This is a genomic window from Adhaeribacter terreus, from assembly GCF_042657365.1.
Taxonomy (GTDB): domain Bacteria; phylum Bacteroidota; class Bacteroidia; order Cytophagales; family Hymenobacteraceae; genus Adhaeribacter_A; species Adhaeribacter_A terreus.
Genome location: NZ_JBHSKT010000003.1, coordinates 200,248 through 212,695, shown reverse-complemented (window position 1 = coordinate 212,695; position 12,448 = coordinate 200,248). Strand labels below are relative to the sequence as shown.

11 protein-coding genes are annotated in these 12,448 nt (G+C 44.5%); 9 read left to right on the top strand and 2 right to left on the bottom strand.

Annotation, left to right across the window (positions count from 1 at the left end):
* Window positions 1-123: 123 nt before the first annotated feature.
* Entirely contained in the window at window positions 124-2,313 is a 2,190-nt protein-coding gene (locus ACFPIB_RS06225) for a glutamine synthetase III family protein (RefSeq protein ID WP_378016570.1), read from the bottom strand.
* Window positions 2,314-2,557: 244 nt separating this feature from the next.
* On the opposite strand from ACFPIB_RS06225, the gene ACFPIB_RS06220 reads away from it, so the two are divergent.
* The 6 genes from ACFPIB_RS06220 to ACFPIB_RS06195 all read left to right on the top strand — a co-directional run bounded on the left by ACFPIB_RS06220 (window position 2,558) and on the right by ACFPIB_RS06195 (window position 8,540).
* On the top strand, window positions 2,558-4,390 hold the full coding sequence (locus tag ACFPIB_RS06220; protein ID WP_378016569.1) for an LTA synthase family protein: 1,833 nt from the start codon (window positions 2,558-2,560) through the stop codon (window positions 4,388-4,390).
* Between the two features lie 200 nt (window positions 4,391-4,590).
* Window positions 4,591-5,916 carry a tRNA (N(6)-L-threonylcarbamoyladenosine(37)-C(2))-methylthiotransferase MtaB gene (mtaB, locus tag ACFPIB_RS06215; protein ID WP_378016568.1) on the top strand — a complete coding sequence of 442 codons (1,326 nt, stop codon included), beginning with the start codon at window positions 4,591-4,593 and terminating at the stop codon, window positions 5,914-5,916.
* A 183-nt stretch (window positions 5,917-6,099) separates the two neighbouring features.
* A complete protein-coding gene (locus tag ACFPIB_RS06210; RefSeq protein ID WP_378016567.1) occupies window positions 6,100-6,954 on the top strand; it encodes a formimidoylglutamase in 855 nt (284 codons plus the stop codon).
* A 103-nt stretch (window positions 6,955-7,057) separates the two neighbouring features.
* Complete coding sequence (locus ACFPIB_RS06205) at window positions 7,058-7,333, top strand: hypothetical protein (RefSeq protein WP_378016566.1); 276 nt, start codon at window positions 7,058-7,060, stop codon at window positions 7,331-7,333.
* 86 nt (window positions 7,334-7,419) lie between these two features.
* Complete coding sequence (locus ACFPIB_RS06200; protein ID WP_378016565.1) at window positions 7,420-7,665, top strand: hypothetical protein; 246 nt, start codon at window positions 7,420-7,422, stop codon at window positions 7,663-7,665.
* A gap of 146 nt (window positions 7,666-7,811) precedes the next feature.
* A complete protein-coding gene (locus tag ACFPIB_RS06195; RefSeq protein WP_378016564.1) occupies window positions 7,812-8,540 on the top strand; it encodes an SIMPL domain-containing protein in 729 nt (242 codons plus the stop codon).
* An 82-nt stretch (window positions 8,541-8,622) separates the two neighbouring features.
* Here the strand turns inward: ACFPIB_RS06195 and ACFPIB_RS06190 are convergent, their stop codons facing one another.
* Window positions 8,623-9,615, bottom strand: a complete 993-nt coding sequence (locus ACFPIB_RS06190) for a hypothetical protein (RefSeq protein ID WP_378016563.1) — start codon at window positions 9,613-9,615, stop codon at window positions 8,623-8,625.
* Between the two features lie 133 nt (window positions 9,616-9,748).
* On the opposite strand from ACFPIB_RS06190, the gene ACFPIB_RS06185 reads away from it, so the two are divergent.
* From ACFPIB_RS06185 to ACFPIB_RS06175, 3 genes are read left to right on the top strand one after another with little or no spacing between them, the layout of a single operon-like run.
* A complete protein-coding gene (locus ACFPIB_RS06185) occupies window positions 9,749-11,236 on the top strand; it encodes a sensor histidine kinase (RefSeq protein WP_378016562.1) in 1,488 nt (495 codons plus the stop codon).
* A 30-nt stretch (window positions 11,237-11,266) separates the two neighbouring features.
* Window positions 11,267-11,962, top strand: coding sequence for a sensor histidine kinase (locus ACFPIB_RS06180; RefSeq protein WP_378016561.1), 696 nt, complete (start codon window positions 11,267-11,269; stop codon window positions 11,960-11,962).
* A gap of 60 nt (window positions 11,963-12,022) precedes the next feature.
* Window positions 12,023-12,436: a response regulator gene (locus ACFPIB_RS06175; RefSeq protein WP_378016560.1), complete on the top strand. Its 414-nt coding sequence runs from the start codon at window positions 12,023-12,025 to the stop codon at window positions 12,434-12,436.
* Window positions 12,437-12,448 lie beyond the last annotated feature (12 nt).

Here is a 12,448-nt window from a genome sequence, read left to right as displayed (position 1 = left end):
CCGACTTTTTTATAGGAATTTTTCGAATTTTCGTAGTTTGTATGTTCGACTTTTTCAGCTAAAAAACATAGCGTTTGGATATCAAATCGAACATTCGAACTACAAACCTACGACCGTACTTAATTAACGGCTGAACAGCATTTCGCGGTATTTTACCAGTGGCCAGTCTTCGTCGTCTATCATCAGTTCCAGTTTATCTACGCTGTAACGGATATCTTTGAATAAGGCAGCAATGTCGTCGCAGTACATAATAGCTTTTTCGCGCAGGTCTTCCAACTTGTTAGCTTTTTTCCGACGTTCCACCATTTCATCTACCGTGGTTTTAATGGTAGTTACGTGCCTCGAAATTTTCTTGATCATATCCAGGGTTGTTTCTGAATATTCGTTGCCTAAACCAAGCTCCTGCAAACCTTTCACGTTCTGGATCAGCTTGTTCTGGTATTTCAGCGCCGTAGGAATTACGTGATTCATGGCTAAGTCGCCCATTACACGGCTTTCAATCTGGATCTTTTTCACGTAATCTTCCAGTAAAATCTCGTGGCGGGCATGCAATTCAACTTTTGAATAAATACCGTTGCGCTTGAATAATGCTTCTGAATCTTCGGTTACGAAAGCATCCAGCGCTTTTGGAGTGGTCCGGATGTTCGATAAACCGCGTTTCATCGCTTCGTCTTCCCATTCCTGCGAGTAACCGTTGCCTTCAAAGCGAATATTTTTCGATTCCTGAATGTATTGGCGCAGCACGTCAATAATGGCCACTTCTTTTTTCTTGCCTTTATCTATCAGCGTATCAACTTGTTTTTTGAAATCGATCAGCTGATCTGCAACGATCGTATTCAGCACCGTCATGGCAGAAGAAGAATTGGCCGAAGAACCTACCGCACGGAATTCGAATTTATTTCCGGTAAAAGCAAACGGCGAAGTACGGTTCCGGTCAGTATTATCCAACAGAATTTCCGGGATCTTATCGATTCCCAGTTTCATGTACATGTTGTCGCCTTTGTCCAGGGAAATGGTAGAATTGGCTTCCAGTTCATCCAGAACTTCTGAAAGTTGAGAACCTACGAAAACCGACATGATGGCCGGCGGCGCTTCGTTTGCACCCAAACGGTGATCGTTACTAGCTGAGGCAATGGAAGCCCGCAACAAGTCAGCATAACGGTGAACCGCTTTTACGGTAGTAATAAAGAAAGTCAGGAACTGCAGGTTTTCTTTCGGACGACGGCCTGGTGCAAATAAATTAACGCCGGTATCGGTAGAAAGTGCCCAGTTGTTGTGCTTGCCGCTGCCATTTACACCTTTAAATGGTTTTTCATGCAGCAATACTTTAAAGTTATGCTTCTGCGCCACTTTGTCCATTATATCCATCAGAAGCTGGTTATGGTCTACGGCTAAGTTCGCATCTTCAAAAGTCGGCGCGCATTCAAACTGGTTCGGAGCAACTTCGTTGTGGCGGGTTCTTAAAGGAATTCCCAGTTTCAGGGCTTCCACTTCAAACTCAACCATAAACGCGTGCACGCGGCTCGGAATAGAACCGAAATAATGGTCTTCCAGCTGCTGGCCTTTGGCCGAAGTGTGGCCGAAAAGCGTGCGACCGGTCATAACCAAATCCGGGCGGCTTTCATAAAGTGCGCGGTCAACTAAAAAGTATTCCTGCTCAATGCCTAAGGTAGTGGTTACTTTGGTAACGTTTTTATCGAAATACTGGCAAACTTCCAGCGCAGCATTTTCTACCAGATCTAAGGTTTTTAATAACGGCGCTTTATAATCGAGGGCTTCGCCTGTGTAAGCAACGAAAATAGTAGGAACACAAAGCGTGCGGGTACCGCCATTCTCAATGATAAAAGCCGGTGAAGTCGGGTCCCAGGCAGAATAACCGCGGGCTTCGAACGTATTCCGGATACCACCGCTCGGGAAAGAAGAAGCATCTGGCTCCTGCTGTACCAAAGCGCTACCTTTTAAATGCTCGATCGCGCTGCCATCAGAAGCCAGATCGAAGAAAGAGTCGTGTTTTTCGGCAGTCTGGCCGGTTAACGGCTGAAACCAGTGCGTGTAGTGGGTTGCACCTTTGCTCATAGCCCAGGTACGCATGGCAGAAGCTACCGCATCGGCTACGTTATGTTCTACTTTGGTGCCGTTTTTAATAGCGTTTTGCAGTTTCTTAAAATATTCGGAAGCAAGCGTAGCGCGCATGGCTTCGGTGCCAAATACGTTTCTGCCATAAAATTCCGAGATCTTCTGCGACGGAAGTGTTACTTCCTGCGGCTTGCGGTTGCTTACTGTTTCGAGCGCCTTAAATCGTAATACTGCCATAAGGTTTTAAGTGATGATTAATGATGAGGCAAAGATAAATATAAAATCATCTTTTTCACAAATACCCCTTAAATTTTAAGGGTGTTTTCGGAATTATTTATCAAATTCTTACAAATACCCTTTAAAAATGAAGGCACTTTTCAAAAAAGCTATCATTTTAAGCTCCAAAACTCGAAATTATTTCTCCGGATATTAAGTTTTTAGCTGAAATGCATTTCGAAAGCCAAAAGAGTATCTTTGCAGCGTGAAAAGTTACCGATCGAACCAGTTTTTCCTGTTTTTATACTGGCTTTTGCTTTTTCTTTCAGGCAAAGTCCTGTTCCTGCTTTATCATGCGGCCAAAACGGCTACCCTTTCGGCTTCCGAAATTGCCAGGATCTTTTTCTTTGGCTTACGGCTCGATATGTCGATGGCGGCTTATTTATGCATCTTTCCTTTTTTGCTGCTTTTTCTTACCGTTATTCCGGCTGCGTTTTCGCGGAAACTGATAAACGGCTTTGTAGTGCTCTGCACTTTTTTTGTTGTGCTGCTTTCCACCGTAGACCTCCATTTATATAGCATCTGGGGCTACAAACTCGATGCTACGCCGCTTCAGTATTTAAATACGCCCACCGAAATGATCGCTTCTTCTTCGGGCGCGCCGCTTTTTTTGCTTTTTCTGCTTTTTACTTTGCAGCTCGCTGGGGGTTTGTTTTTGTATTTCCGGTTTTTCCAGCCGCGTTTTACAAGTCAGAAAAGTACCGGCAAAAAAGCGTTGGTTTCATTTCTTTGGCTCATTTTCCTGGTTTTACCGTTGCGTGGCGGCTGGCAACAAATTCCGGTAAACCAAAGCGACGTTTATTTTTCGGATAAAGCTTTTGCCAACCACTCGGCCATTAATGTTCCCTGGAACGTTTTTTATTCCTTGACCAAGAAAAGTTACGACGGCCACAATCCTTACCAGTTTTTTAAACCCGAAGAAGCGCAGAAAACGGTAGCAGAATTGTATCAAAAACCCAAAACAGTTTCTCCAGCAATCCTTAAAACGAAGAAGCCGAACATCGTTTTTATTATTCTGGAAAGCTTTACCGCGAATTTGGTCGGCTGTGCCGGTGGCGAAAAAGGCGTAACGCCGGAATTAGATAAACTGGCGCAGGAAGGCATTTTATTCCGAAATTTCTACGCCAGTGGCGACAGAAGTGAAAAAGGTCTGGTCGCTTTGCTCAGCGGCTACCCGGTACAAACCACTACTTCCATTATTAAAATTCCGCGCAAAACCGAAAAACTCCCGCACCTGGCCCATACCCTGAAAAATGCGGGTTACAATACCAGTTATTATTACGGCGGCGAACTGGCATTTGCCAACATGAAATCTTATATATTAATGGCCGGCTACGATAAAATTACCGGCAAAGCCGATTTTCCGGCCCGCGATTATAATTCTAAATGGGGCGTGCACGACCACGTTCTATTCGAGAAAGTTTCGGAAGACCTAAAAAAGCAAAAGCAACCTTTCTTTACCACCATTTTCACACTGAGCAGCCACGAGCCGTACGATGTGCCCATGAAAACGAAATTCCTTGGTGATGATGAAGGCAACAAATTCCGGAATTCCATGCATTACACCGATAAAGCCGTGGGCAATTTCATTTCGGAAGCAAAGCAACAAACCTGGTGGCAAAATGCGCTCGTAGTTTTGGTGGCCGACCACGGCCATACGCTGCCGAATTATGTAGATTACGATTCCAAAGCCAAATTCCACATCCCACTCATTCTGACTGGTGGCGCTTTGGCTAAAACCGGTATCACCGATTCTACCATTGCTTCGCAAACCGACCTTGCCTATTCCCTTTTAAACCAACTCAATCTGCCGAACCAGGATTTTAAATGGAGCAAAGACATTTTTAATCCCGCTGAAAAACCTTTTGCCTTCTACGTTTTCAATGATGGTTTCGGCTTTATAACCGACAAAGGAAGTTTCGGTTATGATAATATTTCGAAACAGGTAGTTCAGAAAAAAGGCGAGTTCACAGAAAAAGACATAAAAACCGCCAAGTCTTATTTACAGGTTTCTTTTGAAGATTATCTGAGAAAGTAGGTTGATCACGATTTTAAGGATTTTAGAGATAACCCGGATTTACATTCCTTGATTTTTAATATAAATCCTGTCCTTCCTGAAAATCCATAAAATCGTGATCAAAAACGCTACTGTTTGGCACATAAAAACTCAAACCGCTTTAAAAACAACTCCCTAACAATTAAGCAATTCAAGCATAAAATCCGTAACTTTGCGGCCTTATGAGTAAAAAAGTTGCTTTTTATACCCTCGGCTGCAAGCTGAACTTCTCCGAAACGTCTACTATTGGCCGCCAATTTACCGAGCGCGGTTTCGAAAAAGTGGAGTTTCAGGACGCCGCCGATATCTATATAATCAATACTTGTTCCGTTACCGACAACGCCGATAAGAAATGTCGGAAAGTGGTAAAGGAAGCCCTGAAACATTCGCCTAATGCGTACGTGGCCATAGTAGGTTGCTACGCGCAGCTGAAGCCCCAGGAAATTTCCGAAATTCCGGGCGTGGATGCGGTGTTGGGTGCGGCCGAAAAATTCCAGTTGGTCGATCTGCTTGGTACATTCGAGAAAAAAGACAAATCGCAGATCTTCCACAGCCCGGTTTCGCAGGCCAATACCTTTCATAACGCCTACTCTTTCGGCGACCGCACACGTACGTTTCTTAAAGTACAGGACGGCTGCGATTACAGTTGCACTTTCTGCACTATTCCGCAGGCGCGCGGCAACAGCCGTTCCGATACCATTGAAAACGTGGTGCGTTCGGCAAATGAAATTGCGGAATCGGGCGTAAAGGAAATTGTGCTGACGGGTGTAAATCTTGGTGATTTTGGTATTCAGGAAGATAAAGGCCGGGTAGAATCTTTTTACGAACTGGCCCAGGCGCTGGAAAATGTAGAAGGTATTGAACGTTTCCGCATTTCTTCCATCGAGCCAAATTTGCTGACCGACGAAATCATTACATTGGTAGCCAATTCGAAGAAATTCATGCCACATTTTCACATTCCGCTGCAATCGGGGTCCGATAAAATTCTGAAACTGATGCGACGCCGGTATTTGCGCCAGGTTTATACCGATCGCGTTGCCAGCATTAAAAACAAGATGCCGCACTGCTGCATCGGCGTGGATGTGATCGTTGGTTTTCCCGGCGAAACGGAAGAAGATTTTGTAGAAACCTACAATTTCCTGAACGAACTAAATATCAGCTACCTGCACGTTTTCCCGTATTCGGAACGCGATAATACCTTGGCGGAAAACATGCCGGGCGTGGTGCCGCAAAAAGAACGGAACCGCCGCGCCGATATGCTGCGCATTCTTTCCGAAAAGAAAAAACGCTTCTTCTACGAGCAACACATCGGACTGGAAACCAACATCCTTTTCGAAGCGGATATCACCGACGGCATCATGGAAGGTTTCACCGAAAACTACATCCGTGTAGCCGTAAAATACGATCCTATTTTAGTAAACGAAACTAAGAAAGTTCGCCTGACTGGTTTAAACGCCGCCGGCTTGATGGAAGTGGAAGAAACGGAACTGGAAATGCTGAAACACTAATTTCGTTGTTCGTTGTTGGGTATTCTCAATAATAATTTAAATTATATACAACTAAAAACGCTAACCTTTCAAGTTAAAAAACTCAAAAAAAGCCGGCTCCATCATTTTGGAAGCCGGCTTTTTTCTTTTCGCTTTCTGCCAAAATTTTGGTAACTCGCAGCTACTAATCTCAACCTGAAAACAATGGAAAAACACTGGAGTTTAATTGGCCTGCCCGACGATACCGGAGTAAAAAATGTAAACGGCAGAACGGGTGCTGCTGGTGGTCCGGCTGCATTCCGCACTTATTTTGATAAGCTGAAAGGCAATGCTAATGTAAAGAAATACCTGCACGATTGCGGCGATTTTCAACCTTTAAATTCCATTGAAGAAACACACCAGAAAGCTGCATCCTTCATTGCCGATGCCCGCTTAAAGAGCCATTTTACCGTTGTGGTTGGCGGCGGACATGACCTTGTTTTTCCGCATTTGCAGGCTTACAAAAACGGTAGGGATTCGGGCAAAAAAACCGGCTGCATCAACATCGATGTGCACCTCGATCTTCGTCCGGATAAACCCATCGTTACCAGTGGTTCACCGTTTTACATGGCGCTGAATTCCGGCATATTAGAAGGTCCGGATTTTGTGGAATTTGGGATACAGGAATACGCCAACGCAGAAGAACTTTTTGTGTTTGCCGAAGACCATAAAGTTAACATTGTAAAGTTCGATGACTTGCGGAACGGCAATGCGGTAGAAGGCTTTAAAAAGGCGCTGCAATATTTAACCGAACGTTGCGATGAGATCATTCTCAGTCTGGATCTGGATGCGCTGCAGGCCGCTTTTGCCCCCGGCGTTTCGGCTCCTGCTCCGGAAGGTTTTATGCCTTCGGAAATTATTGAAATGCTGCGATATGCTGCGGAAAACGAAAAAGTTGTTTCGTTGGGCATTTACGAACTCAACCCGAAATACGACATCGACGACCGCACGGCAAGATTAGCAGCTGTTTGCGCTTACCAGTTTGCCAGCCAGAAATTAGCCAATCATATTCCGTTGTAAACAGTTTTTTAACCTTAAAGCATAGCGTTTTTAATATTTCCTGAACTTCCGGAAACATCTTCCGTTAATAAACCAGATTTCAACTAAAATTACATCCAAATTTATGGCAAACAGCGCGCAATATTCCGGCATTTCTCCGGACGTTTATAACGCTTTAAAAAGCAAACTCGCCGGTTTCGGCATCAACCTGGAGGGCAACACCGGTAAAGTTTCCGAGAAAGGCGTTTCGGCAGAATATAATTTCGACGAAGCCAATAAAACGTTAGTGATCAATAACGTGAACGTAAGTTTTCCGGCCAGCATGATGTTCAGTCCTGATAAAATTCTGGGCATGATCTCGGAAGCTGTTACAAAAGCCGGCGGTCAGCAAACCGCTTAAAAATTAGTACAACGCGATATTCCCGGAACCGTATACAAACTGCTGATTTTGCAGCTTAAACTACCAAAAATAATCCGAATAAAACTATGGAAAAAGGAATCCAGAAAGCCATTAAAATAGAGCCCGAAGATATTTCGAAAGTGTTTCAGGGTGGCATGTATCTTATTCAGGGCCAGCACGATGTACTGCCGGAATTTATGAACGATGCAGGCAACCTGCTTATGAAAGCGAGCAAAAAACTATCTACTACGCAGCTTATTTTAATTGTAGCCGGCCTGGCAGTAGTATCAATTTTTGCAGCTAAAAAAATTGAAGAAGAACTGGAAGATTAATTCCACTCTTTCGAAAGATCCTGAACCGGAATTGCTGGGCAATTCCGGTTTTTTTATGAAAAAAGCTACCTTTTCAGGGCAATATTATTTCAGGCATTAAGTTTGTAAACTAGAATTAAATTTCCTGAAAAATTAACCTCTGAATTATGAAACGCTTCGCACTTATTCCCGCCTTACTCCTTTTCGGTTTTACTGCTTTCTCTCAAATGCAACCTATAAATTCTGCTGCCCTTCCGCCTTTGGTTTCTGTGTCTGGAACCGGCGAAGTAAAAGTGCAGCCCGATGAAATAATGCTGAACCTGGCCGTGGATGTGCGCGGAAAAACGCTGGAAGAAGCCCGCAAACAAAACGACGAAAAGGTTGCTTCGATTCTGAATTATCTGAAAAAATACGGTGTAGAAGCGAAACATGTGCAAACCGCTTTTATGAATGTGCACCCGATCTACAACAGTGGCGAATACGGCCAGACCAACCCGGATTTTTATTCGGCCCAGAAAACGGTATCGGTTTTGGTTAAAAAAGTCGATAAGTTCGATGAGCTGCTTTCCGGTATTTATAAAGCAGGCGCGAACCGCGTAGATGGCATCGAATTCCGGTCTTCACAATTGCAGAAACACCGCGACGAAGCCCGCAAATTAGCCGTGCAGGCAGCCAAAGAAAAAGCTGTTTTACTTACTTCGCAATTAGGTGCGAAAGTCGGCCGCGTATATGCCATTTCGGAAAATACCGGCGGCGGTTTTCCTGTTCCTTATCGTGGTGTAATGATGAACAAAATGAGCGAAGCTGCTTCTATGGATGCAGGTGGACCAACCATTGCCGGCGGACAAATTACCGTTTCTTCCACTGTAGAAGCAAGTTTTGTAATTGAACAGTAAGAAAATTAAACGTTATAAAGTAAAAAAGCTGCTTTCCTAAAACCGGGAAGCAGCTTTTTATTCAATTACTTTTCCTTAAAACTTAAGCCGGTATTTCCCAACTTTCCAGCTTCCGGAACCAGCCATTTTCATCGAGTAAAAAGCTTAATGGGAAATCGGGATTTTGCAGAATTTGCTCGCGCGTAATATGCCACGGCATCCAGAACTTTTCCAGCGCGGTAGCATACACGTCGTTTTCCCACGGGTTAAAAATGGAGCCCGTAATGTCATCTACCAGCGTATCGTAAATCAATTGGGTATCGCCAGGCTTTTGCGCTCTCACAAAATAATCTGGCACCAGGTTGAACAAATAGGCGGCGTAATAAACACGCGCGGCAAATTCAGCAGCCTGAATTGGGTAAAGCTCCTGCCCTTCTATTTTGCGCCAAACCGGCGTCAGCGCTTTTCTCAGGAAACCATTATCCAAAAGGTTCGCCACGATCAGCACATTATCCAACTGCAGGCTGAACATCATGGTCGTAATGTCGTCGCGGTAATTAAATTCAGGTTCGTTACTTTCCTGTTTCAGCGGTACTATAAAGATAGAAGCCGGTGTAAAATCATCGAATTCTACGGGTACGCGCAATGCTTGCATCAACATAAAGAACGACTGGAATTTCTGCAGCATTTTCGGGTTTTCGCCTACGCTGTGCTCCGGTTTTATCAGTGGCGCACGTTCGCTTTTCAGTTCCGCAACCAATATGCCGTAAAAGATCTTCGCAAGCCACAAAAACAACGCTTTCTCTTCTAATTCCTGAAACCCGGCCAATCCCTTTTCAGTAGCGGCCTGCACTTTTTCGTCTGAATTTGCTACCGTTTTTTCGCAGTTCGGGCAGCAGGGAATCTTCATTTCTCCGAAGGAAACGGTGCTTTGGTCCAGCAACATCAGGTTTTTGCCGGCCAGATCATAGCGTTTTTGCAGCCAGCCCGGGAAAACAGTAATTTTTTCAGCGTCGTTTACAATCGTGCCACACAAAAAGCAGGCATGCTCGCTGAACGTCATGTTAATAAAGGGGTCGTATAAGCGAAGGTCCATAGGACAAAAATTCTTGGTTTTAGAATTGCAAAGGTACTTTCATTATTCCGAAACAGAAAACCTGCGCAGGAAGTAAACTTTTGAAAAACTTGAACCTTCTGCCTACCTTTGAAACATTGGTCAGCTGATTATCATGAAATTAATTACCAAAATTTACCTGGCCGTTGGCTTTATTCTCCTCTTTTTTTCTATCGTTACCACCACGTTTTTGTGGCAGGCCGCCCAAACCGAAGCCGAAATGGAACGCGTGATCCATTCGGCAGAACTGCTCCGCAAATCGGAAGCCATGCAAAAAAGCCTGAGCGATATGGAAACCGGTTTTCGCGGTTATTTACTCACCGAAAACGAAGCCTTTCTGGAACCTTATACTACGGGAGTTAAAACCATACGTAAACAGGCTGAAGATATTAAACTGGGCATGAACGATCCGTTGGAAATCAACCTGATGCTCAACAACGAAGAAATTGGCGGGAAATGGATCAATGATTTTGCCGAAGTAGTAATTGCTGCCAAGCGCCGCGCCATCCAGGATAAATCGCAGCAGGCGGCCTTCGATAGCCTGGATAAAAACCTGGTAAACGGCGGTGTCGGAAAAAGATTAATGGATCAGATCCGTAATAATTTCCGCAAATTTGACGCTTACGAAACAACCATAAAAGAACAACAGGTAACCACCCTGGAAAAGTTGCTTACTTATACCAGATTTATTACGATAATTCTCACGCTCAGCGCTATTTCTCTTGGCGTTATTACGGCGGTTGTACTGGCCAGCACCTTCCGGAAACGGCTTTACGCCATGATCGAGCATGCCGAAAGTATTTCCCTCGGCCATTTCAACAGCCATATCGAAAACCCGGGCAAAGATGAAATGAGCCGCTTGGCTAGATCATTAAACCGCATGGCGGTCAGGCTGCAATCTTATTTCAACAACATTACCAAAGCGAACCGGGAGCTCGATCAGTTTGCCTACGTAGTTTCCCACGATCTGAAAGCCCCGTTGCGCGCCATCAATAATTTAGCCGAATGGATCTCGGAAGATATAACCGATAAGAACCCCGAAATTCAGAAAAATCTGCAACTGATGCGCGGCCGCGTGCAACGCATGGAAAACCTGATAAACGGCATTCTGGCTTATGCAAAAGTAGACCGAAAAACGATAGAGCCGGAAAAATTTGCGGTAAAGCAATTGCTGGAAGAAATTGTAGACCTGCTGGCGCCGCCCCAAAATGTAGAAATAGTTTTGCCCAACAATGCCCCGGTGCTTACCACCGAAAAAATATTTCTGCAACAGGTTTTTTCGAACCTCATAAGTAACGCCATTAAATACAACAATAAACCACAGGCCCATGTGGCAATTCTGGTGCGCGAAACCGGCGATTTTTACGAATTTTCCGTAACAGATAACGGCCCGGGAATTCCGGAAAAATTTCATCAGAAAATATTCGGTATTTTTCAGACCATGGAAGCCCGCGACACCAAAGAAAGCACCGGAATTGGTTTAGCCATAGTGAAAAAAATTATCGATGAAAAAGGCGGAAAGATCTGGATCAGTTCCAAAGAAAATGAGTTTACTTCTTTTATTTTTACCTGGCCGAAAAATAGCCTTACTGCCGAAATTTAAACCAGCATTTCACCCGTAATTTTAAAACCTGTGGAAGATTGCGAAAGCCGCCTCCGGAAACTGAACGCCGAATTTGAAGAATTTGCCTACATTGTTTCGCACGATCTGAAAGCACCCGTGCGCGCGGTTCATAACCTGGCCGGCTGGCTGGATGAAGACCTGGCTGGCAATTTGCCCGGCGACAGCGAAGAAAATTTCAGACTTCTTAAAAACCGCGTTTCCCGGCTCGATAAAATGATCGGAGCGCTGCTCGATTATTCGCGCGTTTCCCGTTCCGATCTTGAAATTGCGGCGTTGGATATTGCTGAAAAAGTAAAAGAATTAATCCCCGTTCTGAATGCAGAAAACAAGGCCATCATTCAGATTCAGGGAAACGTTCCGGCTATAAAAACATATACCGCTAAACTTAGCTTTGTACTGGAAGCATTGCTGCAAAACGCTATGGTTTTCAACGATAAAAGTCAGGCCCAGATTCTGGTGAAGCTGGAAGAAGAAACTGAAAATATCCGGATTGCGGTGGAAGATAACGGCCCCGGCGTTGTGGAAGTGAACCTGCCAAAAATTTTCACCATGTTTTACACCACCCTGCCTAAAGATACCCTGGAAACAACCGGCGCCGGACTTGCAATTGCAAATAAAATCGTAACCTTTGCAGGTGGCCGCATCTTCGCCGAAAACACAGAAAGCGGTTTCCGCGTTACGGTTATCTGGCCGAAAGTGGTGTAAAATACCTGACGCATTTCCGTCCGCATTTTAATTAGAACAACGCCTTCATAATACTTAAATATGAACGAAAAACTGGTAAATATCCTGCTCGTGGAAGACGACGAAGTGGACATTATGAACGTGCAGCGGGCTTTTAAAAAGAACAATATTACCAACCCGCTTTTTATTGCGCACAACGGTCTGGAAGCCCTGGATATGTTGCGTAATAAAATTGTACCGGTGCCGCAGATCGTGATCCTGGACATTAATATGCCGCAAATGAATGGCATTGAGTTTTTACAGGAATTGCGCAAAGATGAAAACCTGAAACACCTGAGCGTTTTTGTAATGACTACCAGCAACGACGACAGCGATAAACTGAATGCATATAACCTGAACGTGGCGGGCTACATCCTGAAACCGCTTTCCTTCGAAAAATTCATAGCTTCGGTAGCTACTTTAGACAGTTACTGGAAACTCTGCGAACGGCTTTAACCTTCTGCTCAC